The sequence below is a fragment of the Telluria sp. AC161 genome (genome assembly GCF_979258535.1).
The window spans coordinates 3,616,768-3,641,576 of the sequence record NZ_OZ409861.1; the positions used below are offsets into that span (position 1 = coordinate 3,616,768).

Here is a 24,809-nt window from a genome sequence, read left to right on the forward strand (position 1 = left end):
ACATAGATGCCATGAACGTCAACGTCTCCCAAGCCCACACTGTCGACACCCCGGCACAGATCGCGGTCGTGATCCCCTGCTACCGCGTTACCCGCCACATCATCGGCGTCATCGCGGGCATTGGTCCGGAAGTCTCGCATGTGTACGTGATCGATGACCGCTGCCCGGACGGCAGTGGCGACTTCGTCCGCACCAACTGCAGCGACCCGCGCGTGACCGTGCTCGAACACACCGAGAACCAGGGCGTGGGCGGCGCCGTCATGACCGGCTACCGTGCTGCAGTGGCCGATGGCGCCACCGTGATCGTCAAGATCGATGGCGACGGCCAGATGGACGCTTCCCTGATTCAGATGTTCATTGCGCCGATCCTGGCCGGCGAAGCCGATTACACGAAGGGTAACCGCTTCTTCAATCTGGAACGCCTGGGCGCAATGCCGCCGGTGCGCCTGTTCGGCAACGCCATGCTCTCGTTCATGACCAAGCTGTCGTCGGGCTACTGGCATCTGTTCGACCCGACCAACGGATATACCGCGATCCATGCCGATGCTGCACGCTACCTGCCGTTCGAGAAGATCAGCAAACGCTACTTCTTCGAAAGCGACATGCTGTTTCGCCTGAACACATTGGGCGCCGTGGTCGTCGACGTGCCGATGGACGCGGTCTATGGGGACGAGGTGAGCAACCTGAAAGTGTCGCAGGTGATCACCGAGTTCGCAGCCAAGAACGTGCGCAACTTCTTCAAGCGCCTGTTCTATAACTATTATCTGCGCAACCTGTCGGTCGCCTCGCTCGAATTGCCTTTCGGCGTGCTGCTCACGACATTCGGTATTGTCTTTGGCCTGATTCACTGGATCGCGTCGGCCAAGAGCGACGTGGCCACGCCGGCCGGCACCGTGATGCTCGCGGCGCTGCCAGTGATCATGGGTGTGCAATTGATCCTGGCTTTCCTGAACTACGATATCGCCTCGGTGCCGAGCCGACCGCTGCACAAGAAGACGCTGTTCCGGCGCCGCCACCATGACTGACCCGGCGCGCCTGCGTCAGATCGGCGTGTTTCTCATCGGCGGCGTGCTATGCGCCGGGATTGACATCGGCCTGATGCAGTTGCTGATCATGAAAGGCGCGCACCACTGGACCGCCGCCAGTGCCGGGTTTTTCGTGGGCCTGCTGGTGAACTACGCGTTTCACAGCCGCGTCACGTTCGGCCAGGCCGCATCGAAAAGCAGCTTTTCCCGCTTCCTGTGCGTGGTGGCCATGAACTATATGCTGACCATCGGCTGCGTCGCGCTCGCGGTGACCCTGCTTGATAATCCTCTCATCGGGAAAATCCTGTCGCTGCCGCTGGTGGCGGCCAATGGATACCTCCTCAGCCGCTACTGGATCTTCAAATGATGCGTATTACTCCCATTCAGAACGACGCAGCGACCCTGGCCCAATATGTCGCCCTGTTCGCCGCCTGCTTCCCCGGGACCGGCAAGTTCACGCCCGACTACCTGACCTGGCTGTACACGGCCAACCCGGACGGCCCCGCCGTCGGCATGGATGCGTGGGATGGCGAACGCCTTGCCGCGCACTATGTCTGCATTCCGGCACGTGCCTGGGTCGAGGGCAGCGAAGTGCTGGTGCTGCTGTCGCTCAATACTGCGACGCACCCGGACTACCAGGGCAAAGGCCTGTTTACCAAACTCGCCACCGCAACCTTCGAGTTTGGCGCTGCCGCAGGCTTCGATGGCGTGTACGGCGTGGCCAATGCCAACAGCACGCCCGGCTTCGTGCGCAAACTGGGTTTCCAGCTGGTGCGCCCGCTCGAGGCGCGCGTGGGCCTGGGCACGCTGTCGCATGGCCCGAAAGCGCCAGCGGCGCAGCTGTCGTTCGAGCGCAGCTGGACGCCGGAGGCATTAGCCTGGCGCTGCGCCAATCCGCACAGCCGGGTGCACCGGCGCACGACCGGTACGCGCGAGCAGTTCTATGCGCCTGCCTTCGGCCTGTCGGTGCCTGCCTATGCCGAACTCGCAACCAGCGTCGCTACGCCGGCGGTGGGTGACGCGCCCTTCCTGTCGCCGCTGCGGCTCCTGATTGGCCTGGCGCCGGATGCCAACGCCGGTTGGTGGAATTACGCCAGCATCCCCCAGCGCCTGCGCCCGTCGCCGTTGAACCTGATCTACCGCTCGAATACCGCACGCGTCGCCGCATTGGACCCGGCCCGTATCCAGTTCAGCTTCCTGGACTTCGATGCCTATTGAGCCGGTCGCCCTGTTCGTATTCGCCCACCAGGACGACGAGTTCGGGGTGTTCGAACGCATCGTTGCACTGCGCCGCCAGGGCATCCGCGTTGCCTGCGCCTACCTGAGCGACGGCCAGACTGCCACCGGATCCAGCGCCGCGGTGCGCAATGCCGAATCACTGTCCGTGCTCGCGCGGCTCGGCGTGGCTGCCAGCGATGTGACCTTCGCAGGCGAGCAGCTCGGCATTGGCGATGCGCGCTTGCCGCTGCACCTGGACGCCGCCGGACAATGGCTGGCCGCCTGGTTCGACAGCTTCACGTCCATCGATTCGATCCACGTGATGGCCTGGGAGGGTGGCCACCACGATCACGATGCACTGCACGCCTTGACCGCCCATCTGGCAGCCGCACGGGGTCTGCTCGCGCGCACCTGGCAATTTTCCCTGTATCAGTCGCGGGGCCTGGGCGGCCCCTGGTTCAGGGTGCTTGCGCCCATCACAGAAAATGGCCCGGTCACGGCCACGCCGATCGCCTGGCGCGCGCGCCTGCGCTATCTGGCACTGTGCCTGTCGTACCCGTCGCAGCGCGTCACATGGATTGGCTTGTTCCCGTTCGTGCTGTTGCACTACCTGCTGCGTGGTGACCAGGCGCTGCAGCACGTGACGCTCGATCGCATCGCCGAGCGGCCCCACGCCGGCCCGCTCTATTACGAAAAGCGCAAGTTTTTTACCTGGCAACAGCTCAGCGACGCTGTCGCGGCATGGCGCGCCAGGCAACCACGATCATGAATATGGAAAACACGAAAATTTCGGAACGCAGTGCCTGGCTGCTCCTGACAACCGGCCTGGCGATGGTGCTGGCCTGGCTCATCATGCGCAACCACGGGCTGTATCCGGCAATCTTTGCCGACGAGTGGTACTACAGCAAGATGGCACGCCTGCAGCCACTCGGCGAAGCGATCGTGCCGTCCTATCTGTACCTGTGGTTGTTTAGTGCCACAACGGCCTGCGGCACAAGCTTTCTCGATTGCACCCGCATCGGCAATGCCGTATTGCTGGTGGCATCCGGCCCGTTCATCTACCTGATCGCGCGCCAGGTTGCAGGGCGCGGCATTGCCATCGCGCTTACCCTGATGTGCCTGATGGCGCCGATCAATCTTGCCACCGCGTTCTTCATGCCGGAAGCGACGTATTACTTCGGCTTCATTGTACTGAGCTGGCTGCTGCTCACGCGCAGCACCTGGAGTCCGATCCGTCAAGGCCTGGCGGCCGGCGTTGTGCTGGGCCTGCTGAGCCTCGTGAAAGTACATGCGTTGTTCCTTTTGCCGGCGGTCTGCCTGTTCGTCATCGGCGCCGGCTGGCTGCGCGCACAAGGCGCGCCATGGCTGCGCGATGGCATCATCGGCGCTGTCCTGCTGGGTGCGATGGTCCTGGCAGTCAAGTTCGGCATTGGTTACCTGCTCGCGGGCGATGCGGCCCTGAGCGTGTTCGGCAGCTTCTATAGTTCAGGGGCCGCGTCCAACACCAGCCGCGACTTGGGGCGCCTGCTTGGCGCCGCCTTCATCAACGGGCGCGGTCACCTGATGGCGATGGCGCTGCTTCTGCCGCTGCCGATGGCCACGCTGTTGCTGTGGGTCGTGAGTCTGCGCACACGCCGCGCCAGCACGACCGGTTTCAATATCCTCTGCCTGTACACATTCCTGGCCCTCGGTGCCGCCGCCGGCATGGCGGTGGCCTATACCGCGTCGATTGCCGGGGTGGGGCCGCATGAGGTGGTGCGCCTGCACCTGCGTTACTACAGTTTCACGTTCCCGCTGTTGATCGTCGTGGCCGCCGCCGGTTTCTCGCCCGTGCACTTTGCATCGATGAACGCATCCCCGGTCACGCGCGCCGTCGTCGCCACGCTGGTCGCTGCGGCAGTCGCTGCGTCGTACGTGATGCTGCCACGCTACATGCTGTCATCGATCGATGGCCCCGAAATCATGTCGATTCCGCTCGCAATGTGGACCGGCCAGGCGATTGTGGGAACGGGCCTCCTGGTGCTGGCCCTGTGGGCATTCGGCAAACGCCTGGCTGCGCCGCTGTTCCTGTTCGTGTTGCTGCCGGCTACGCTGGCGCTGGGTGTGATGAACAGCCTCACCTACCTGGCGCAAATTGTGCCGGGTTGGGCGCCGGACCGCGCCGGTATTGCTGCGCGCGACCATGTGCCGCCTGCCGAGCGCAAATACCTGACGATCGCCGGCAACGACCTGGTGGAGATCATGCGCGCCCAATTCCACGTCGACGACAACGATACGGCGATGCTCGAACTGGCGCCTGGCTCCGCGATCGAGGATTATCAGCTTCCGGTGCGCAACAAATGGCTCCTCGTGATTGGCGAGCATGCGTTGCCGCCGAAGGTGGATGTGGTCCTGAAAACGCCGGAGTACGCGCTGGTGCGGCTGGCTGCCGACTTCCGCCCGGTGGGTCAGGCCAAGCTGTCGGTGCCGCCAGGGGCCGACAGCCTGCTGGCGAGCGTCGAAGGCCTGTCGATGGTGGAGCACTGGGGGCGCTGGTCTGACAGCAAGCACGTGGTGCTGCACTTCAACCGCCAGCTGCCCCGGAACCTCGATGTCGTGATCAAGGGCATGGCCTATGGCGACAATACGACGCTGCCGTTCACGCTGCGCGCAGGCCAGGCCAGCACCACGTTCCGCCTTCGCGGCAGCATGCAGGAAATCCGGCTGCGCCTGACGACGGATGGAACACAGCGCAGCCTGACGATCGACGTGCCCAAGCCAATGGCGCCAAGCGCGACGAGCAACCTGCCGGACGTGCGTGAGCTCGGGATTGGCATCGCCGAAATCAGTATCGGGAAGCGTGGGCCGGACGTTTCCGGCGCACCCTGATGCAAGGCGCTATTTTCGTTAGCAATGGATGAGCAGCAGTGTGCCAGGCCGGGTCGTGGCATCCGCCCCGGCGCCTGCGGGTGCCCGAGGCGCTGTATTGCATTGTAGTGACGGGCCACCAGCCAAATATCAGGATCTACTGCAGGCTGTAAACGTTGACCGTACCTGACCTGGGGCGACAATATCGCGCCAGGCGTATGCGCATCATGCTGGCCCTGACCGCCGTCCTTGCACGGCTTTACTTTGGCGGCAACGGCTCGGATCCGGCCATCTTCGCCGACAAGCAGTACGACAGCCACGCCAGCAGCACCGCAGCGGCGACCGCCGCTATCCGGATCTCCTGTGTTACCGAAAGATATTTAACAGCATGAGCCGCAAAGGTGAGCGTTTTTGTGCGCTCACGAACGGAATCTCCCGTTATCCAAGCGTTATATTAATTACCATACTCCGAGATGCGTCTTCAGCATCCCGGCCTCCCACGCTCAAGGAAACGCATGGTACTCGGACCACCCAAGGACGACACGCTCAAGAAAGACCTCGATGTGCAAGGAGGCGGCCAGAGCCGCGGCGTACCGGCCGCCGGCCAGGTCGAGGGCAATGCCGTCAACCCGATGGGCCCGACCGAGGACAATCCCGGTGTGAATCACTGGCAGGCCAGCTATATCGAGCACGGCGGCCTGGACGAGCGCGGCAATATCTTCTTCGCGGCCGTGGAAATGACCCGCATGCCGATGCTGATCACCGACCCGCGCCAGCCCGACAACCCGATCGTGTTCGCCAACGGCGCCTTCGAAGACCTGACCGGCTACACGCAGGAAGACATCCTCGGGCGCAACTGCCGCTTCCTGCAGGGCCCCGACACCGACCGCAACACCGTGGCCGAGCTGCGCCAGGCCGTTGCTGAGGCGCGCGCGGTGGCAGTCGACCTGCTGAACTACAAGGCCGATGGCACGCCGTTCTGGAATGCGCTGTTCTTCGGTCCGATCTTCGACAAGGACGGGCAGCTGCTGTTTTTCTTCGCCTCGCAGATGGACATCACCGAGCGCCGCACGACGCAGGAATCGTACCTGCAGGCGCAGAAGATGGAAGCGATCGGCCAGCTGTCGGCCGGCATGGCGCACGATTTCAATAACCTGCTGCAAGTCATCAACGGCAACCTGGACGTGGCCCTGTTGGGCACCGAGCGCCAGCACAAGGCGCTCGAGCCGATCCGCCGCGCCCAGCGCGCGACGATGCAGGCAGCCAAGCTCACCCAGCAACTGCTGACCTTTGCACGCAAGCAGCGGCTCGAACCGAAGCGCCTGAGCCTCAATAGCCTGGTGGTCGAGTTTTCCGACATGCTGGTGCGTACGCTGGGCGACAAGATCAACCTGCAGCTCGACCTCAAGCCGGGCTTGCCGGCCTGCACGATCGATCCGACCTACCTCGAAATGGCGCTGCTCAACGTGGTGCTCAATGCACGCGATGCGATGCCGGGTGGCGGCGGCGTGAAGGTCGGCACCACGGTGCTGTCCGAAGAGCGGCGCCGCCAGCTGGGCCTGCGCGCCGGCGACTATGTCTGCATCTGCGTGGTCGACGAAGGCCAGGGCATGACGCCCGACGTGCGGCGCCGCGCGACCGAGCCCTTCTTCACGACCAAGGGACCGGGCACGGGCCTGGGCCTGGCGATGGTGCACGGCTTCGTGCAGCAGTCGCATGGCCGCCTGGACATCGACAGCGAACCGGGGCGCGGCACGCAAGTACGCATGATATTCCGGGTGGCCGATCAGGCCGACCAGGCCGACGGGGAAGCGGACGCTGGCACAACGGCGCAGGGACCCGGCGCCGATGGCAAGCGACGCTGCCGCATCCTGGTGGTCGAAGACAATGTCGACGTGCGCGAACTGGCCGAGGCGATGCTGCAGATGGCGGAGTATGACGTGGTGGCCGCGCACAGCGGCGAGCGCGCGCTCGAGATCCTCGATGCCGACCAGGAGTTTGATCTGCTGTTCACGGATGTGATCATGCCGGGGGGAATGAACGGACTGGAATTGATCGAGCGCGTGCACGCCCGGCTACCCGAGATGCCAGTGCTGGTCACGACCGGCTATATGGAACAACTGCCGGGCTCCGACCTGCGCAGCGACGGCCTGAACGTGCTGGCCAAGCCGTACCAGCATCAGGACTTGCTGGACCGGATCAAGGCGGCGTTGAAGCGCGCGCCCTGAGGCTGGTTTGAACGCGTGGACGGGAAACCCGTCCACCCTACGGTGATGCAGCGGTAGGGTGGACGGCTATGCCGTCCACGCGTTCAGATTCATGTCATGTTCGTTGAACGCGTGGACGGGAAACCCGTCCGTGCGAACCAACGATTACTTCGGCCCGCCGCCGAGCAGGAAAGCCAGCTTCTGCTTGCCCGGCTTGGCCGGTGCGTTGATCGGATCGGGATCCTTGCGCGGGCTGCTGGTCGGCTCGTAAGGCTTCAGGAACCACGGGTCGACGCGCTCGCGGCGCGAACCCGGGCCAGGTCCGGTGCGCGGCGTGCGTGGCGCGCCACGGCCGGCTTCGGCGTCACGGCGCGGGCCCCGTTCGGTATCGCGTGGCGCTACTGCTGCTGCATCGCGGCTGCCATCGCGCACGAATTCACGGCTGGCGTCGCGCGGTGGACGGGCAGACTCCCGGCCAAATTCACGTCCCGAGTCACGACCGCCAGCCGCATCACGGCCACGGCTGGCCGGCGCGACGAAGCCGTCGAGCGTGCCGCGCGTGATCGTCTGCTTGATCAGCTTTTCGATGTCGAGCAGCAGGCGCTCGTCTTTTTCCGAATACACCGACAGCGCGTCGCCCGAAGCGCCGGCGCGGCCCGTGCGGCCGATCCGGTGCACGTAGTCTTCAGCGTTGTATGGCAGGTCGTAGTTGATCACGGCCGGCAGGTCGGTGATGTCCAGGCCGCGGGCGGCGACGTCGGTTGCCACCAGCACTTCGACACCGCCATCCTTGAACGCGTCCAGGGCCGCCATGCGTTCCTGCTGCGTCTTGTCGCCGTGGATCGCGGAAGCCTTGATGCCGCGCTTTTCGAGGTGCGTCGACAGGCGCGAGGCGCCGATCTTGGTGTTCGAGAAGATGATCACCTGCTTGAGGTTGCGCGAGCGGATCAGGTGCTCGACGACGTCGCTCTTCTGGCCTTCTTCGACCTTGTAGACGATCTGCGTGACCTTGTCGGCGGTGGCATTGCTGCGCGCGACTTCGATGGTCAGCGGATTGTTCAGGAAGGTGTTGGCCAGCTTCTTGATCTCGGGCGAGAACGTGGCCGAGAACATCAGGTTCTGGCGCTGCTTCGGCAGCAGGTTGATGATGCGCTGCAGGTCGGGCAAAAAGCCCATGTCGAGCATGCGGTCGGCTTCGTCCATCACCAGCATCTGCACCTGGCCGAGGCTGACGTTCTTTTGCTCGATATGGTCCAGCAGGCGGCCCGGCGTGGCGATGACGATCTCGACGCCGCCGCGCAGGATTTCGGTCTGCGGCTTCATGTCCATGCCGCCGAAGACGACGGTGGCGCGCAGCGGCGTGTGCTTGGCGTAGGCCTTGACGTTTTCGGCGACCTGCACCGCCAGTTCGCGGGTCGGCACGAGGATCAGCGCGCGCACCGGGTGGCGCGCCGGCGACATGCTCGGGTTGGCATGCTGCATCAGCAGCTGGATGATCGGCAGCGAGAAGCCGGCGGTCTTGCCGGTGCCGGTCTGGGCCGCGCCCATGACGTCACGGCCCTGCAGCACGACAGGAATGGCTTCGGCCTGGATCGGCGTCGGGTGCACATAGCCCTGGTCCGTCAGCGCGCGCAGGATTTCCGGCGCCAGGCCGAAATCGGCAAAGCGCACGACCGGGACGGCGTCAGCGGCGACCAGCACATCCACGTCTGGCGTGACAGCGACTTCGGTATTGTTCGGGGTATCAGACATAGTTTTTTCGGGAAATCATTCGTTCAGCTCTACGATCGGGCAGGTTGGCCCATCGCGATCGGCAGTACGCAGCGAGGGGTGACAACGGAAACCGGACGCCGGCGCAAGGCGGCGGGACCGGAAGATTGGCCTGCAAGCGGGCCGGAGAAAGCGGACGTAGAGACACTTTTAGCGGGTGACAAGATACCCGAAATCGGCACCCCTGTATATGCCCGCCACTTTTTTAAGCAGTTTATCAGAAGAAACAGCAGGAAGCGTGCAGCGCGCGGCGGTGCCATCCTCACCGGATCCAGCCGCGTTGCTGGGCGGCGCGTTCGGCGGCCGGGTCGAGCGCGTTGCCGGCGATGCGGGCCTCGATGGCGGCGCGCACGGCAGGCGGCGGAATGCTGCCGTCGAGCCAGGCGGCGCCGGCTGTGCCCTGGGACAGGACCGGAATCGTCCAGCGCCCACGACGCAGGCAGGCCAGGCCCGCGGTGGTATCGACCACGAAGCTGCGGCAATAGCCGCCATCCTTGGCCACGAACGTGATGCCGATGCGCACGCCGCTGTCGGACGGGCCCGGCGTGGCCAGCTGTTCGGCCAGGGCCGTCACCAGCGCACCGCGCGCGATCAGCACGCCATTGTCATGGTCAAGCACGGCCACGCCAGTGCCCTGCCCCAGGTGATGCCAGCCGACCGCGCCCAGGATGGCGCTGCCCAGCAGGGCCGCCGCCAGCGTCACCCAGTGCAGACCGACGACGCGGTTGGGCGCGGGAGGTTGCGGCATTGGCATCGGGCGCCCGGGGCGCAGGCTGTTCAGGTGCACCACCTTGGCCCCGTGCGGCACGGCGCGCTGCGCGTTGGGACCGCCATCGTGGCCATTGGCCGACACCCCGATGCTGCGCCCGTGCCCGCTACGCAGTTCGGCCCGGAGCTGGGCCACGCGTGCCGCCAGGACCGGATCGGCCCGCGCAGCCCGTTCGACCGCCGCACGCGCCGGCTCGGCAAGGTCGCCGTTGATGTACGCAATGAGCAAGTCGTCCGAGAATGTCATGCTGGCTGGACCCCGATGAGCGGCTAGGAAGTGATCAACCCATGTTCGTCGAGGACATCGTGCAGCAGTTCGAGCCGGATCACGGGGTTATCAAGCATCAGCATATTGTGCTTTTGCTGGTTGGGCAATGGCAATAGCTCGCACCAGCGATTGGCGACCCAGCCACAGTCGTCCAGCCGGAACGGCGGCTGCACCGGCCAGCGGTGCTGCGGGACTTCGTGCAGCGAATTGAGCACGCGGTCGAGCGCATCGGCGGCGCCCTGCAGCTCGGACGGAATGCGCACGATCTGGTCGTCTTCGGCCAGTTCGGCTTCGGCCACCCACAGGCCATTCACACGCTGCTCGGCGGTGACGACATTGAAACGCGCTCCGCCCCGGCACAGCACCTGCAGCAGACCAGGGGTTTCAGCGGTAGTTTCGGTGACCGAGGCGATGGTGCCGGCGGCCACGAAGCGCTCTTGCCCGGCATCGGCTTTGCGCACCTCGTGGCCGCTGGTGAGCAGGACGACGCCGAACGGCGTGCCGTCGACGATGCAACGGCTGATCATGTCGAGGTAGCGTACCTCGAACACCTGCAGCGGCAGCACCCCGTCCGGAAACAGCACCGTACTGAGCGGGAACAGTGGCATGGAAATCGTCGACATGGGTTCATGATGACAGAATCGTCGCCAACACGGGACACGATTGCCCGGGCCCACGGCTGCTGCGGATCACCCTGCCCCGGAGCCCCCCGCCGCAGCCCATCAGTCCTGCGGCGAGCGCAGCGGCAGGTAGCGCACCCACTGGCGCAGGCTCCCCAGGCGCCAGACCAGGCGCCCCCAGCCGGGGCCGGGGGCGGTCACCACGCGCACGCGCACCACCTTGCCCAGCACAGGCGGGCACACGTATTCGAATACGCCCTCGTCACTGAATGGCAGGCGCACGTCGCGCCCGGGCGCAATCTTGAGCGGACCGAACACGATCGGCACCCGGTCACTGTTGCGTAGAAGCAGCACATCCTGCACGCCCCGCGTCAGGCGGATTTCGCCCGGGACCGCCATGCCACTGACCGTCACGCCGGGTGGAAACGCCAGGAGCAACTGGTGACTGCGGCCCTTGACCGGCGCCAGCATGCTCCACAGCACGACCAAGCCAAGTACTGCAGCCAGCACCGTCAATGGCAGATGGCGGTACAAGAATTGCCTCATACCGCACCCGCATACTTACAACAAAGAAGATTCCGGCTAGAATGTTTCATAAAATAAATTAACAGCGACGAGCCCGATTGGCAGCTCATTAACAAATTAGCAAAGTTGCGTGCGCCCCATGAATGCGAGGGTGCGTATCCTGTGGTGACCCTACCGCTCCCATCTACTGCGCCACCACGGCTGCACTACACAAGGACATGCAGCACACCCCTCTCCGCCCTCCTGCCTCACCGCCGCCGCCCGCCGCCGGCCACGCGCCACTGTTGATGGCGCTGCTGGTGTTCGTGCTGACGCTGCTGGTGACCTGGGCGGCCTGGGCGAGCGCGCAGCGCAGTGCCGAGGCGCAGCTGCGCGAAGCCTTCGATTATCGCACCCGCGCGATGACCTACAACATCAGCCGGCGCATGCTCGTCTACGAGCAGGTGCTGCAAAGCGCGCGCGGCTTCCTGCGCGGCTCGGTCGACCTGCCGCGCGCCGTGTTCAGCGAGTATTACCAGAGCCTGGACCTGGTGCAGAACTTCCCCGGCATCGGTGCGCTCGGCATCGCCACGCGGCTGGCGCCCGGCGACGTGGCGGCGCACGAGGCGCAGGTGCGCGCCGATGGCTTTCCCGATTACCGCGTCCAGCCGGTGCCGACGCCGGCCGACCCGGCGGCAGCCGGGTCGGTGCTGGCGGTGATCTCGCACATCGAGCCGTTCAATGCCCGTAACCTGCGCGCATTCGGCTTCGACATGGCCAGCGAACCGGCGCGCCGCGCGGCCCTGCTGGCAGCGCGCGACAGCGGCCAGGCGACCCTGAGCGGCAAGGTGGTGCTGGTGCAGGAAGACGATGGCAGCGCCGAATCCGGGGTGCTGATGTACCTGCCCGTATATCGCACGGGCCGCCTGACCGACGACACCGCGCAGCGCCGCGCCGCCCTGACCGGCTGGATCTACGCGCCGTTTCGCATGAATGACCTGATGCGCCGCGTGGGCGGCGTGAGCGCGCTGGACCTCGACGTCACGATCCACGATGGCGACACCAGCTCGCCGGCCACGCTGCTGTACGAGTCGGCCGGCGTCGCCACGCACACGGCGCCGCGCCTGTCCACGACCACCCGGATGATGATCGCGGGCCGTGTCTGGACCGTGCGGATGGGCTCCGGCGCCACGCTGGAAGCCACACTCGACACCGCCCGCCCGCGCATGATCGCCATCGCCGGCATCGTGCTCGGCGCCCTGGCCAGCCTGATCGTATGGCTGCTGGCCAGCTCGCGCCGGCGCGCGCTGGAACTGGCGCACGCGATGACGCTCGAGCTGCGCGAGTCGCACGACCGCATCGCCGCCGACGGCCGCCGTACGCGCGTGATCCTCGAAACGGCCTACGACGGCTTTGTCGCGCTCGACCGCCAGGGGCGCGTGGCCGACTGGAATGCGCAGGCGTCGCAGATCTTCGGCATGGAAGCCGAAGACGCCATCGGCCGTCGGGCCGAGGAATTACTGCCTGCCGAAGGCCATGCGGCCTTCCGCAACGCGTTCGACGCGTTTGCCAAAAGTGGCGTGGGCCCGCTGCCGGGCCAGCCGGCCGAAACCGAAGTGCTGCACACGAGCGGCCGGCGCGTGCCGGTCGAACTGGCGGTGGCGCTGTTGCCGCCGTCGGACGGCGCCGGCGCCACCGTGTTCGTGCGCGACATCACGTCGCGCCGCGCCGCCGAGGAACGCGAACTGCAGCGCCAGGCGCGCCTGGTCGAAGCGCGCATGGCGCTGCACCGCGCGCAAAAGCTCGAAGCGGTAGGCAAGCTGACCGGCGGCGTGGCGCACGACTTCAACAACATCCTGCACATCATCAGCGCCAACGTGCAGCTGATGCTGCGCGCCGATGGTCCGCCCACGCGCAAGCGCCTGCACAATGTGCTCGATGCGGTCGAACGCGGCTCGAAGCTGGCTGGGCAGCTGCTCGCGTTCGCACGGCGCCAGCCGCTGCACCCGAGCGTGGTCAATGTGGCCGAGCTGCTCGACCGCAGCGACAGCCTGCTGCAGCGCGCCGCCAGCGACGCCGTCAAGCTCGAGCGCAGCAGCGCGCCCGATCTGTGGCCGACGCTGGTCGACCCGAACCAGCTCGAGCACGTGCTGCTCAATCTGATCATCAATGCACGCGATGCAATGGAAGGCGGCGGCCACATCGCGCTGCGCCTGGAGAACGTGACGATCAGCACCGCCGCCGGCCAGCTCGATGCCGAGCTGGCGCCGGGCGACTACGTGATGATCACGGTGGCCGACACGGGCCACGGCATGCCGCCCGAGGTGATGGAGCATGCGTTCGAGCCGTTCTTCACCACCAAGCCGGAAGGCAAAGGCACGGGTTTGGGACTGTCGATGGCGCACGGCTTCGTGCGCCAGAGTGGCGGGCAGATCCGGCTGGCGAGCAAGCCGGGCGCCGGCACCACGGTAACGATCTACCTGCCGCGCCATACGGCGCATGCGCTGCCGACGCAGGCGGCGCCAGACATGGGCGCGCTGCTGTGATGCCGGCCGGCGGCTGTCAGCCGACGCGGGTGCGGTAGCTGCCCGAGATCCGGTTGCGCCCGTGCGCCTTGGCGTCGTACATCGCCAGGTCGGCGCAGTGCAGCAGCGCTTCGCCATCGTCGCCGCAATCGGGATACATGGCGTAACCAATGCTGCCGGAGATATTCAGTTCGCGCGGGCCGTCGATGAACGGTTGCTCCAGGCAGGCCAGGATGGCGGCGGCCACGCGCTCGGTGTCCTGGGCCTGCGCGCAGCGCGGCAGCAGCACGGCGAATTCGTCGCCGCCCACCCGTGCCAGCGTGTCCGATTCACGCAGTACCCCGCGCACCCGCTCGGCCACCATGCACAGCAGACGATCGCCCACCGCGTGGCCGTAGGTATCGTTGACCGGCTTGAACTTGTCGAGATCAAAATAGATCAGGCCCACCTTGTGGCCATCGCGCGCCGCAACCCGGATCGCCTGGCGCATGCGGTCGTCGAGCAGCACGCGGTTGGGCAGCTTGGTCAGCGGGTCTTCATGCGCCATGCGCCGCATGCGCTCTTCTTCCTGCTTGCGCGCGTCGATGTTCGAGAAGGTGCCAACCATGCGCAGCGGTTCATTGCGCTCGCCCCGCTCGGTGACGGTGCCTCGTGCCTCGATCCAGCGCCAGCTGCCATCGCGCATGCGGATCCGGTGCACCATCGCGTAGTCGGGCGTGACGCCATCGATATGGTCGCGCAAGGCCGCGCGTACGGCCCCGAATTCGTCCGGATGCACCAGCTCGGCCAGGCCATTGCTACCGAACCACGAGACGGTCGCGTGTTCGCTGTCGAGGATGCGCTGCGCACTGGGCGAGAGCAGCGCCGTGCCTTGCGTGATGTCGCAATCCCAGACGCCGTCGCCGGCAGCGTTCAGCGCCAGCTTCCAGCGCGCCTCGGCCGCCGCCAGTGCCCTGAGCGCGCGCCGGCGCCGGTCGGCAGCGCCAATCGCTGCCCACCCCAGCAGGCCCAGCACGAGCGAGACGACCACGCCCACATTGCGCATCATCGCGCTTTGCTGGTTGAAGCGCGCCTCGGCGTCGTGGACGGCCTGGCCGACCGTGACCACGAGGCCATAGTCCGGCATCTTGTACCAGGCAAAGATACGGTCGATACCATCGAGTATGCTGACCTTGCGGAACATGCCGCTGTTACCTTTGGCGCGAAGATGCGGCGCCTGCGCCATATTGACGCCCATATAGCGTTCGCCGTCAGGGCGCGAACTGCGCGCGATGATGGTGCCGTCCAGGCGCATCAGGCTCACAGCGGCATCCGGCCCCAGATCGATACTGTTGTAAAAGCGCAGGAAATACGATGGCGGCACCGCAGCAGCAATCACACCCGTCAGGCGCCCGCCAGCATCGCGGATCGGGCGCGTAAACTGGATCGACCACTGCCCGCTGACGCGATGCTTCTCGGGACGGCCGATATACAACCGGTCGCCGGCCTGCGTGCGGTGGATGGCGAACTCGGGCAACTCACCCAGCGCCAGCCCCGGCGGGCCCGCACCATCATTCGTGTACAGCAGACGGCCACCGGCATCGGTGACGGTGAAATGAATGGGCATGCGCAGATGGCGCGCGTGCTCGGCCACGCCCTGGGCGAAATCGGCCGGGGCGCGCTGCCACGTACCGCGCAGCTGGACCAGCGACAGATCGATCAGCCCGACGGTGGCCTTGACCTCTTCCGAAAATGCGCGCGACAGGTTCTGGACATTGCTCTTGCCGCCGGCTTCGGCCAGTTCGGCAAAGCGCGCCTGTTCGACGGCGACCAGGCCCCAGACGACCAGCAGCATCAGCGCCAGATACACCACCAGGTGGCGCAGTACGCGGCGCTTGACGTAGCCGCCGAACACGGCCACGGAAGAATGGGACGACATGGGATAAGGCATGGAAGACGGCCGGATCGAGCCAGGCAACAGATGGACAGCACATGGAATGGATAGCCGGGCGTCAAAACAATTCCTGGTCCTGCCAAATAAACGCGCCCGTCGTTGGACTCGACATTATACTGACTTCCACGTTAAAAGTTGCAAATAGGAATTTAAAGTTGTGTAACAATATACGGTTCAACCACGCGTCATGCGACCGAGTTGCAAAGAATGCATACCGGGTAGTCATTTCGACAAGTTTGATCCGAGGGTGCTAGAGTAACGCCATGAAAGTTTTTTATAACGTCCTCGGCGTGCTGGCTGTACTGCTGGGCATCCTCGGCATCTTCCTGCCGCTGCTGCCGACGACGCCCTTCCTGCTGCTGGCCTCGGCCTGCTTCGCGCGTGGCTCGGTGCGCCTGCACCGCTGGCTGATCGGGCACCGGGTATTCGGCAAGTACATCGCCAATTTCGAGGCCGGCCATGGCATCCCGCTCAAGGGCAAGATCGTGGCGACCGTGATGCTGTGGGGCTCGATGGCATGGTCGTCGCGGCACTTCGACAGCATCGCAATCCTGATCATGATGGGCGTGATCGGCGCCTGCGTGAGCACGTATATGTGGTGGTATCTGCCGACGCTGAAGCTGCCTTCTACTCGCACCAAGCCCATCGTTTCCCCCACCGAGCTGCCGTAAATCGCTGTTTTTCCAGCGCGTCGCGATCTGCTGCCCGTTTTTGTACTATCATTAGTTACATGAAACGCGATAGCAAACTCTCTTCCGTCCTCCACGTGCTGCTGCACCTGGCCCACAGCGACCGCCCGATGACGTCGGAGCAGATGGCCGGCATGCTCGGCACCAACCCGGTATTGGTGCGGCGCGTGCTGGCCGGCCTGCGCGAACGCGGCTACATCAGCTCCGAGCGCGGCCATGGCGGCGGCTGGACCGTGACGTGCGATCTGGCGCAGGTCACGCTGCGCGATGTCTACGATGCCGTTGGCGCGCCCACCGTGTTCGCGATGGGCAACCGCAACGAGCACAGCGAGTGCCTGGTCGAGCGCGTCGTGAATGCCTCGCTCGAAAGCGCGTTTGCCGACGCCGAGGCGCTGCTGGTCGAACGCCTCGGCCAGGTGAGCCTGGCCGACCTGTCGCGCGACTTCAACGGACGTTACGACAATCACCTTCATACGAGGCCCAAGCATGAACACGACTGAACCGACACCGGCAGCGACAACGCCCTACGACGCCATCATCATCGGCGGCAGCTACGCCGGCCTGTCGGCCGCGCTGCAACTGGCGCGCGCACGGCGCCGCATCCTGGTGGTCGACGCGGGCCAGCGCCGCAACCGCTACGCAGCCAATTCGCACGGCTTTTTGACGCGCGACGGCCAGCCCGCCGCCGACATTGCCGCCGAGGGCCGCGCCAACGTCGCCGCCTATCCCAACGTGAACTGGCACGATGGCACGGCGACCTCGGCCCGTCAGGATGGCGATGCGTTCGTCGTCGAACTCGATGGCGCCGACACCGTGCGCGCTGCACGCCTCGTGCTGGCCACCGGCGTACGCGACGACCTGCCACCCATTGACGGCCTGGCCGAGCGCTGGGGCAAGAGCGTGTTCCACTGCCCGTACTGCCACGGCTACGAACTGAACGAAGGCCGCATCGGCGTGCTGGCCAGCGGCCCGCTGTCGGTGCACCAGGCGCAGATGCTGCCGCACTGGGGCCAGGTGACGTTGTTCACCAACGGCGTGTGCCCATTGAACGATGCGCAACGGGCCGACCTGCAGGCCCGCGGCGTGGAAGTCGACGACACGCCCGTGCGCCGGCTGGTGAATGTCGCCACGGTCGTGCTGGAAGACGGGCGCCAGGAAATCATGACCGGACTGTTTACCTATGGGCGCGTGCACATGGCCAGCCCGATTGCGGAACAACTCGGTTGCGCATTCGAACAGGGGCCGCTGGGACCGTTCATTCGCACGGACGACAGCCGGCAGACCACGGTCCCAGCCGTGTTCGCCGCTGGTGACGCGATGCGCGCCGCCAGCTCAGTGGCGCTCTCGGTGGCCGATGGCGCCATGGCGGGCGTCGGCGCGCATCGCTCGCTGGTGTTTGGCGTGACGCCGTTTGCGGCGCCGATGATCCCTGCCGCGGCATCGTCGGCGCCTGCAGGCACCCGCGAATAAGCTTCTGCCCGTTGGCATTGGCGTGACGGATAATGGCAACGTCACTTCACGGGAACCGCATATGGAAATCATTGTTCTGGGGACGTCGGCCGGCACGCCGACCCGGCAACGCAATATGTCCGGCCTGGCGCTGCGCCTGCGCGGCGCAAAACAATGGGTGCTGGTCGATTGCGCCGAAGGCACGCAGCACCGCATCCTGCGCACGCCCCTGTCCGTCATGAGCCTGCGCGCCGTGTTCATCACCCACCTGCACGGCGACCATTGCTACGGCCTGCCGGGGCTGCTCGCCAGCGCCGCGATGGCGGGCCGCAGCGACGCCTTGACGGTCGTCGGCCCGCCGCCGCTGCGCGGGATGATCGAGGCCATCATGGTGGCGAGCCAGCTGAGTCTGCCATACCCGCTCGTCTGGCTGACGCCGAACGATTTGGCTGGCGACCTGGCCGATGCGCCGCTCATGCCCGAGCTGGCGGTAGATGCAACCGCGTTGTCACACGGCCTGCCGTGCTGGGCCTATGGATTTACGGAGGCGGCAATGGCGCGCCATCTGGACACGGAGAAATTACGTGCGGATGCCGTGCCGGCGTCGCCGTTGTGGGGCGATCTTCAGAAAGGGCGCGATGTGACGCTGGCCGATGGGCGCGTCATCAAGGCGACGGACTACCTGCTGCCGCCACGCCGCGCGCGACGTATCGTCGTCGCCGGTGACAACGATCGGCCAGAGCTGCTGGCCACCGCAGCGCAGGGCGCGGACGTGCTGGTGCACGAGGCCACTTACACCGAAGACGTGCTGCAAAAGATCGGGCCAGGGCCGCAACACACTTCAGCAATGCGGGTGGCGCGCTTTGCCGAAGAGGCAGGCGTGCGCAACCTGGTGCTGACGCATTTCAGTCCGCGCTATCAGGACCGTGGCGTGCTGCCAATGTCGCTGCTGGAGGATGAGGCACGCGCGCACTACAACGGCAATCTGATCCTGGCGCGCGACCTGGATCATTATGTGCTGGACCGCAGCGGCGCGATGGCGCTGGCGGTCGCATGATTACACCGGCTCGCCGAACTCGGCCTTTGCCGCCTGGACGCGTTTGAGCGATGTCTCCGGATCGAGACCGGCCATGATCAGGTTGACGATTTCTTGTTTGTCTTCTTGCCCGATCCACGCGCATTCCTTGCGGTGCGAGCAGAAATAGGCGTACCAGGAGACGTCTGCCGGGCGCTCCTTGCGGGGTTTCAGGCGTGCGGGCACACTAGCGCGCGCCTTGCTGGCGTAGTCGGCGAGCGGAGCGTCGATCGCGGACCAGTCGAAGGCGGCGACAGCCTGTTTGTCGGCATCCCAGTCGCCCTGGTACCCGGCAGGTGGGTGCAGGGTAGTGGGATTGATGGCAAGACAGGCCAGGTTCGGGTAGGCATGGGCCGCACAGAATGCTTCAACGAACTGCAGCTTGGCGCCGATGCCGACCGGGACTGCGCGGTCCAGAACCAGATCCTTGGGGTACATGATCCGCGCTACCCGCAGCAAGTCCTTGTAGGTGACGGGTGTGCCATTGGCGGCGCCTGCGTGCTGCCGCAGGGCCTCCACCAGGCGCACGCCGATGTCGATGTCGTTGTGGGTACGCGGTACGTCTGCAGCGGGTTGAATGACCATGCGAGTCTTGTCGGAAAAATCTGGCCGTGGGCCCAATCCGTCATTATGCATGCACCCGGCGGCCACCGGGCGAACGCCAGCGTCGCAGCACGAGCAGCGCGCCGCCCGCCAGCATCAGAGCCCAGCTTGCCGGTTCCGGGACGGCCGTCACGTCCAGCTGGCCGATGGCGGCAGGTATGTCATTCAGCCCCGCGTCGAGCAGCACCAGGTTTCCCAGCTCAAACACACTGCTGCCAACCGCAAGACTGGTGAAATGCAGCGTCGCCAGGATGCCGTCGCCCTCGACGCCCGCCGTTGGACCGAGCAAGGTGGCAAACAGGAACGACAGCGTGTCAGGATCGCCCGCCACCGTACCGGGATCGAACAGCGTCGGCCCTGCACTGGCCAGGAAGCCGCCCTCCTCAGCACCGTCGAGCCTGAACATGGCACTGTCAAAGCCGAGGTCGAACTGATAGGCATACAAGTCGGCGACGTCGGCAGCACGAACGTCCACCGTGAAGCGCGCCCCGGCGGTAACGCTGGCGGGGCCGGACAGGGTCACCGTGGGAACGGCGTGCGCCGGCACAGGCGCCAGGATCGACAGCATGAGCGCCGCGCAGGATGTGGCAAGCAAGCGTGAAAACATCATCATCGTATCTCCAGTCAGTGAAAGTCGTTGTCAGGCATTGCAGGACAGGCCTGCCGGGATCAGCCGCGCAATGGCCGAAACATCGCGGATATCGATCACGCCGCTGCCGTCCACGTCGAGCCGCGGCACATACGCGGCGGTGTTGCGGCGTGCACCGATGATGGCCTTGACGGCCAGCAAGTCATTGCAACCGAAATCGACCGTTGCCGTGGTCTCGCTGCCCAGGTCGACGATGCCGGGACCGGTTCCGCCCTCGAATGTCGCCGTGACGCGGTCCACCCCTGCGCGCAAGCCGGCCGGCACCGAACAGGTCGCGACGCCGCCGGCATCGGTCGTGGCCGTGCAGACAGCGCCGTCGGCATTGACCCGGAACGAGACCTGCTGGAGCGCAAGCGGCCCCCAGCCATTGCTCAGGCGCGCAGCAAGGCGGTTCGGCGCCGGTGTCGCCGGCAGGAAGTCGAGCGCGCTGACACGCCATACCGGCACCGACGTTGCAGCGTCCTGCCTGGCAAGCCAGGCCGCCGTGCATTCGCGCCCGACTGCCAGTGCGCGCAGCAGTTTTTCGTTGCCGATAATGAACTGGCTCGGCGAACGCAACCCTTCAGCCTGGATCTTTTTGACCAGGTTGACCGAGCCGTCCCAATACACGTGCGGATTCGATGCGCTGTCGATCTTCTGCCCCTTGACCAGCGCATAGGTCCGCTCCATCGAATCGAGGTAGTCGCGGATGAGGGGCGCCGCTGCCTGCATCGACGAGCCGCCGGAGACGAACAATCTGACCGGCTTGCCCTTGTCGTGCGCCTCGATGACGTAGGCCGTGGCACCCGGCGTATGGCCGGGTGTCGCCAGCACCGTGACGGGCACGCCGGCGATCGTCACGTTCTTTGGCGCGCGATCGGTGGAAACCCAGGTGGCCGGCTGGTACGCCTTGCCGGCGGCATCGGCCGCGCCCAGGTAGGCGATCGCGCCGAGGTTCGTCCGCAGGTAGTTCATGCCGCCATCGTGGTCGCCATGGCCATGCGTGAGCAGCACGGCATTGAGCGGCAGGCTGGCGCTCAGGCCCAGCGAGCGCAGTGCCGGCACCGTGTAGGTTTCGACTTCCTGGGCATTGTTGCCGGAGTCGACCATGACGAAGCCGCGCTCGTTCTTGATGATGTAGGTGCCGACGTACTCGCTGCCGATATACCACACGTCGTCGAACAACCTGGTCAGCGGCATCCGGATCACATTCTTGGCACGCTGCTCCAGGACGATCCGGTTGTTGTCATCGGGCAGATTGCAATAGAACGCGCGCCAGGATTGCACCAGCGACGGGTCGCCCCCGGTATTGCGCGTCGACGCTTCCATATGGCGCTGGAATTCGGCAGTGGATTGCGCCTGGGCCCAGGGGCAGACGGCGAGCGCAGTCGACAGCGCGCTGCATTTGAGCAAAGTCTTGAGTGTTTTCATGATCGTCCCGGCAGTAAAAAGGTGATCCGTTGGAGAACGCGGACAAGCGCGGCTTACTGGATGGTGACGTTCGCGTCCTTGACCAGCTTCGCGTAGCGCTCGGTGTCGGTCTTGATCTGGGCCGCCATCTGCGCTGCGGTGTTGCCAACCGGGACGGCGCCGATGTCGCTCATCTTCTTGCGAAACTCCGGCGACGACACAACCTTGATCACTTCGTTGTTCAGGCGCGTGACCACGTCCCTGGGCGTTGCCGCCGGCGCCAGGATGCCGAACCAGGTGCCCTGATCAAAGCCCTTGAGCCCGGCTTCGTCGAGCGTCGGCACGTCGGGCAGGGCCGCCGAGCGCTGGATGGTGGTCACGGCCAGGGCGCGCAACTTGCCGGCGCGGATGTGCGACAGCACGGGCGTGACGGTGTCGAACGACATGTCGATCTGGCCGCCCAGCAGGTCGATGGTCAGCGGCCCGCTCCCCTTGTAGGGCACGTGCAGGATGTCGACCCCGCTGCCGATATTGAACTGGGCGCCAATCAGGTGCTGGCCGGTCCCGTTGCCGTTCGAGCCGAAGGTCAGCTTGCCGGGCGACTTCTTGGCCAGCGCCACGAGTTCGGCGATGTTTTTGGCCGGCAGCTTGGGATTGACCACCAGCACGTTCGGCACGATCGCGATCGTCGACACGGGCGCCAGGTCGCGCTGGAAATCGTACGGCAGCTTCTTGTAGACGCTGGTGGCAATGGTGTGGTGGACTGCGCCCATCAGCAACACGTACCCGTCCGGCCGGGCCTTGGCGACATAGTCGGCGCCGATCGTGGCGCCAGCGCCCGGCTTGTTTTCGATGATGACCGGCTGGCCCAGTCCCCGGAACAGCTCCTGACCGAGGGTACGCGCAATGGCGTCCGTCGTGCCGCCGGTGGCGAAAGGAACGACGATGCTGATGGTCTTGGCCGGCCAGGCCTGGGCCATGGCCGCGCCACTGCCGCCGATGAGGGTGGCAGTGGCGATGGCAATGGCTGTCGCGCAGCCCGAGTACGACCGGGTCAACTGGTGCATGCTTGTCTCCTGATTTATTAGAAATTGCCCGGACGATACGATCTGACGGGGCCAAATCGTTCGCTTTTTCTACGTCGGGTCAGGTGAAATATACGGACTTGTTGCCAATTAAAGATGGTGCTAAGGTTGAACCATTGTCAAATTTGGTTCAACAATGTCAACGCCAGCCACTGCCCATTCCGAGATGTCGTTCTTCAGTTTGCTGGTGCGTGCCGGCAGCCTGTCTGCCGCGGCGCGCGAACTCGACGTGACCACGGCGGGCGTGAGCAAGCGCCTGTCGCAACTCGAGGCGCGCCTGGGCGTACGCCTTCTGCACCGGACCACGCGCCGCATCGGCCTGTCGGCCGAAGGCGAGATGTACCTCGAGCATTCGCGCCGGATCCTGGCCGATATCGAAGACATGGAGCAGATGATCACCAGCGCCGGCACCGCGCCCAAAGGCTTGTTGCGGGTCAATGCCACGCTCGGGTTCGGGCGCAGCCATGTCGCGCCGCTGATCTCGGCCTTTCACAAGCGCTATCCCGAAGTCGATATCCAGCTGCAATTGACGGTCAACCCGCCCAGCCTGATCGAAGACGCATGCGATGTCTGGATTCGTTTTGGCCAGCCGCCCGACACGCGCGTCATTGCGCGCCGCATCGCCTCGAACCGGCGCCTGATCTGCGCCGCCCCCGGTTATCTCGAACGCCACGGCACGCCGCGCGTGCCGCACGATCTGGCCCACCACAGCTGCATCGGCATTCGTCAGGGCGAAGAAGGCTACGGCATCTGGCACCTGAAGTCGGGCCAGCGCAATGAAACCGTCAAGGTACGCGGGCCGCTGAGCACCAACGACGGCGAGATCGCCGTCGACTGGGCGCTCGAGGGCCACGGCCTGATCATGCGGGCGGAATGGAATATCGCGCGCTACCTGGAAAGCGGCAGGCTGCGCCAGGTGCTCGAGAACTGGGAGACGCCACCGGCCGACATCTACGCCGTCTATCCCTACCAGTTGCAGACGGCGGCGCGCGTGCGGACGTTCGTCGACTTCGTCGCCGACGCCTTTTCGGCCGCCACGCCGACCGGCATCGAGGTGGCGCGCTGGCCGGCGCAGGACGCCGGCACCGCCGCGCGCTAGAACGTGTGGCGCACGCCCAGGTTGAAGGCACGGTCGCCGCTGCCCGACTCGGAATTGTTCGCCACCGTATAGCCGGCGCCGTTCTTGTTGTCGATGACGCCGTAGACCGTGTACAAGGTGGTGCGCTTGGACAGCAGGTACAGGTAACCCACGCCGTACGCGCGGGCATCCTGGTCGAAAGCAGTCTTGTCGTCCTTGCGCTGGAACGTCACGATCACGTTGCCGGGACCGGCGCGCACCACGGCCCCCAGCAGCAGCGAATTGCCGTCGGTCGACGCCGTTGGCGCCACCCCGCCGTACGGATTGCTGTTGTTGCCGAGCGGCGCGCTGTTGAAGCCCTTGTCCACGCTGAACGCCAGGTGGGCCTTGAACAGCTTGAAATCGTAGTTGGCCGCCAGCAGCTTGTTGCTGCCGTTACCGCGCTTGACCGGCGTCACGCCCGGCGCCGCGGCCACGTCCGAATTCTTGTTGTTATAGACCAGGCGTACATTGAGCGGACCCGCCGAGTAGCCGACCGATGCGCCGTACTGGCGCCCTGCCTTGCTGCTGCCCGGCTGTTCGCCGAAGCTATAGGCCAGGTCGCCCGAAAAACCGCGCATCACCGGCGAGGCGTACAGCACCGTGTTGCTGGTGCGGACATTGCTGCCGTAATCGGCGAACAGGTTCTTTGAACCGCCGGCATACCCGGTGCCGAACGGATCGCCGACCTGGGTCAGTGCCTGGTGCCACGCCGTGTACTGGCGCCCCAGCGACAGCGCGCCGGCCCTGGTCTTGAGCCCGACAAAGGCCTGGCGGTTGAAGATGGTGCCCGAGGCATCGACTTCGCCGGTGTCGAGGCGATGGCCATTTTCGAGCGTGAAGAACACCGAGGTCCCGTCGCCCAGGTCTTCGCTGCCGCGAAACCCGATCCGCGACGTCGATCCGGTGCCGCTGGTGATCTTGTTGACGCTGCCATTCTTGCCGCCGCTTTCGTGCACATAGCCGGCATCGGCGATGCCATAGATCGATACGCTGCTTTGCGCCCAGGCCCCGCCTGCGCAGCAGGCCAGGACGGCTGCCACGCTGAGTTTGCTGTACATGTCTCCT

23 protein-coding genes are annotated in these 24,809 nt (G+C 65.5%); 13 read left to right on the top strand and 10 right to left on the bottom strand.

Annotated features, from left to right (window positions below; genetic code table 11):
• Positions 1-11: 11 nt before the first annotated feature.
• The 7 genes from ACZ0AJ_RS16090 (at position 12) to ACZ0AJ_RS16120 (ending at position 7,318) form a co-directional block, all read left to right on the top strand.
• On the top strand, positions 12-1,025 hold the full coding sequence (locus ACZ0AJ_RS16090) for a glycosyltransferase family 2 protein (RefSeq protein WP_499455484.1): 1,014 nt from the start codon (positions 12-14) through the stop codon (positions 1,023-1,025).
• Positions 1,018-1,392: a GtrA family protein gene (locus ACZ0AJ_RS16095; RefSeq protein ID WP_499455485.1), complete on the top strand. Its 375-nt coding sequence runs from the start codon at positions 1,018-1,020 to the stop codon at positions 1,390-1,392. Before ACZ0AJ_RS16090 ends, ACZ0AJ_RS16095 begins: the two co-directional genes overlap by 8 nt.
• Positions 1,389-2,243, top strand: coding sequence for a GNAT family N-acetyltransferase (locus ACZ0AJ_RS16100; protein ID WP_499455486.1), 855 nt, complete (start codon positions 1,389-1,391; stop codon positions 2,241-2,243). The genes ACZ0AJ_RS16095 and ACZ0AJ_RS16100 overlap by 4 nt, the downstream gene beginning before the upstream one ends.
• Positions 2,233-3,012, top strand: a complete 780-nt coding sequence (locus ACZ0AJ_RS16105) for a PIG-L deacetylase family protein (RefSeq protein ID WP_499455487.1) — start codon at positions 2,233-2,235, stop codon at positions 3,010-3,012. The genes ACZ0AJ_RS16100 and ACZ0AJ_RS16105 overlap by 11 nt, the downstream gene beginning before the upstream one ends.
• A 2-nt stretch (positions 3,013-3,014) precedes the next feature.
• The gene (locus ACZ0AJ_RS16110) at positions 3,015-5,111 is read left to right on the top strand and encodes an ArnT family glycosyltransferase (protein WP_499455489.1); all 2,097 of its coding nucleotides are present in this window, start codon (positions 3,015-3,017) and stop codon (positions 5,109-5,111) included.
• A 206-nt stretch (positions 5,112-5,317) separates the two neighbouring features.
• A complete protein-coding gene (locus tag ACZ0AJ_RS16115) occupies positions 5,318-5,482 on the top strand; it encodes a hypothetical protein (protein ID WP_499455490.1) in 165 nt (54 codons plus the stop codon).
• A 123-nt stretch (positions 5,483-5,605) separates the two neighbouring features.
• Complete coding sequence (locus ACZ0AJ_RS16120; RefSeq protein ID WP_499455491.1) at positions 5,606-7,318, top strand: PAS domain-containing protein; 1,713 nt, start codon at positions 5,606-5,608, stop codon at positions 7,316-7,318.
• Between the two features lie 144 nt (positions 7,319-7,462).
• Here ACZ0AJ_RS16120 and ACZ0AJ_RS16125 read toward each other — a convergent pair whose 3' ends face one another.
• The 4 genes from ACZ0AJ_RS16125 to ACZ0AJ_RS16140 all read right to left on the bottom strand — a co-directional run bounded on the left by ACZ0AJ_RS16125 (position 7,463) and on the right by ACZ0AJ_RS16140 (position 11,269).
• The gene (locus ACZ0AJ_RS16125; RefSeq protein WP_499455600.1) at positions 7,463-9,049 is read right to left on the bottom strand and encodes a DEAD/DEAH box helicase; all 1,587 of its coding nucleotides are present in this window, start codon (positions 9,047-9,049) and stop codon (positions 7,463-7,465) included.
• A 280-nt stretch (positions 9,050-9,329) separates the two neighbouring features.
• Positions 9,330-10,082: a hypothetical protein gene (locus tag ACZ0AJ_RS16130; RefSeq protein ID WP_499455602.1), complete on the bottom strand. Its 753-nt coding sequence runs from the start codon at positions 10,080-10,082 to the stop codon at positions 9,330-9,332.
• A gap of 23 nt (positions 10,083-10,105) precedes the next feature.
• Positions 10,106-10,726 carry an LON peptidase substrate-binding domain-containing protein gene (locus ACZ0AJ_RS16135; protein WP_258835566.1) on the bottom strand — a complete coding sequence of 207 codons (621 nt, stop codon included), beginning with the start codon at positions 10,724-10,726 and terminating at the stop codon, positions 10,106-10,108.
• Positions 10,727-10,825: 99 nt separating this feature from the next.
• Positions 10,826-11,269 carry a hypothetical protein gene (locus ACZ0AJ_RS16140; protein WP_499455604.1) on the bottom strand — a complete coding sequence of 148 codons (444 nt, stop codon included), beginning with the start codon at positions 11,267-11,269 and terminating at the stop codon, positions 10,826-10,828.
• Positions 11,270-11,466: 197 nt separating this feature from the next.
• On the opposite strand from ACZ0AJ_RS16140, the gene ACZ0AJ_RS16145 reads away from it, so the two are divergent.
• A complete protein-coding gene (locus ACZ0AJ_RS16145) occupies positions 11,467-13,773 on the top strand; it encodes a CHASE domain-containing protein (protein WP_499455606.1) in 2,307 nt (768 codons plus the stop codon).
• A gap of 16 nt (positions 13,774-13,789) precedes the next feature.
• On the opposite strand, the gene ACZ0AJ_RS16150 is transcribed toward ACZ0AJ_RS16145, so the two are convergent.
• Positions 13,790-15,670 carry a bifunctional diguanylate cyclase/phosphodiesterase gene (locus tag ACZ0AJ_RS16150; RefSeq protein WP_499455608.1) on the bottom strand — a complete coding sequence of 627 codons (1,881 nt, stop codon included), beginning with the start codon at positions 15,668-15,670 and terminating at the stop codon, positions 13,790-13,792.
• A gap of 278 nt (positions 15,671-15,948) precedes the next feature.
• On the opposite strand from ACZ0AJ_RS16150, the gene ACZ0AJ_RS16155 reads away from it, so the two are divergent.
• The 4 genes from ACZ0AJ_RS16155 (at position 15,949) to ACZ0AJ_RS16170 (ending at position 18,880) form a co-directional block, all read left to right on the top strand.
• Positions 15,949-16,356: a YbaN family protein gene (locus tag ACZ0AJ_RS16155; protein WP_499455497.1), complete on the top strand. Its 408-nt coding sequence runs from the start codon at positions 15,949-15,951 to the stop codon at positions 16,354-16,356.
• Between the two features lie 59 nt (positions 16,357-16,415).
• Positions 16,416-16,874, top strand: coding sequence for an Rrf2 family transcriptional regulator (locus ACZ0AJ_RS16160; protein ID WP_499455498.1), 459 nt, complete (start codon positions 16,416-16,418; stop codon positions 16,872-16,874).
• Positions 16,861-17,844, top strand: a complete 984-nt coding sequence (locus ACZ0AJ_RS16165) for an NAD(P)/FAD-dependent oxidoreductase (RefSeq protein ID WP_499455499.1) — start codon at positions 16,861-16,863, stop codon at positions 17,842-17,844. The genes ACZ0AJ_RS16160 and ACZ0AJ_RS16165 overlap by 14 nt, the downstream gene beginning before the upstream one ends.
• Positions 17,845-17,905: 61 nt before the next feature.
• Positions 17,906-18,880, top strand: a complete 975-nt coding sequence (locus ACZ0AJ_RS16170; RefSeq protein ID WP_499455501.1) for a ribonuclease Z — start codon at positions 17,906-17,908, stop codon at positions 18,878-18,880.
• Here ACZ0AJ_RS16170 and ACZ0AJ_RS16175 read toward each other — a convergent pair whose 3' ends face one another.
• Genes ACZ0AJ_RS16175 through ACZ0AJ_RS16190 form a run of 4 tightly spaced genes read right to left on the bottom strand, consistent with a single transcriptional unit; the run spans position 18,881 to position 22,606 of the window.
• Positions 18,881-19,483, bottom strand: a complete 603-nt coding sequence (locus ACZ0AJ_RS16175) for a hypothetical protein (RefSeq protein ID WP_499455502.1) — start codon at positions 19,481-19,483, stop codon at positions 18,881-18,883.
• A 43-nt stretch (positions 19,484-19,526) separates the two neighbouring features.
• Positions 19,527-20,111, bottom strand: a complete 585-nt coding sequence (locus ACZ0AJ_RS16180; protein WP_499455612.1) for a cohesin domain-containing protein — start codon at positions 20,109-20,111, stop codon at positions 19,527-19,529.
• A gap of 30 nt (positions 20,112-20,141) precedes the next feature.
• Positions 20,142-21,560, bottom strand: coding sequence for an MBL fold metallo-hydrolase (locus ACZ0AJ_RS16185; protein ID WP_499455614.1), 1,419 nt, complete (start codon positions 21,558-21,560; stop codon positions 20,142-20,144).
• A 53-nt stretch (positions 21,561-21,613) separates the two neighbouring features.
• Positions 21,614-22,606 carry a Bug family tripartite tricarboxylate transporter substrate binding protein gene (locus ACZ0AJ_RS16190; RefSeq protein WP_499455616.1) on the bottom strand — a complete coding sequence of 331 codons (993 nt, stop codon included), beginning with the start codon at positions 22,604-22,606 and terminating at the stop codon, positions 21,614-21,616.
• Positions 22,607-22,760: 154 nt separating this feature from the next.
• Here ACZ0AJ_RS16190 and ACZ0AJ_RS16195 point away from each other — a divergent pair, with 154 nt between their 5' ends.
• Complete coding sequence (locus ACZ0AJ_RS16195) at positions 22,761-23,723, top strand: LysR family transcriptional regulator (protein WP_499455505.1); 963 nt, start codon at positions 22,761-22,763, stop codon at positions 23,721-23,723.
• Here ACZ0AJ_RS16195 and ACZ0AJ_RS16200 read toward each other — a convergent pair.
• Positions 23,720-24,802 (bottom strand): porin, encoded by a 1,083-nt coding sequence (locus ACZ0AJ_RS16200; RefSeq protein WP_499455506.1) that lies wholly within the window; start codon positions 24,800-24,802, stop codon positions 23,720-23,722. The two genes, ACZ0AJ_RS16195 and ACZ0AJ_RS16200, sit on opposite strands and share 4 nt — an antisense overlap.
• Between the last annotated feature and the right edge of the window lie 7 nt (positions 24,803-24,809).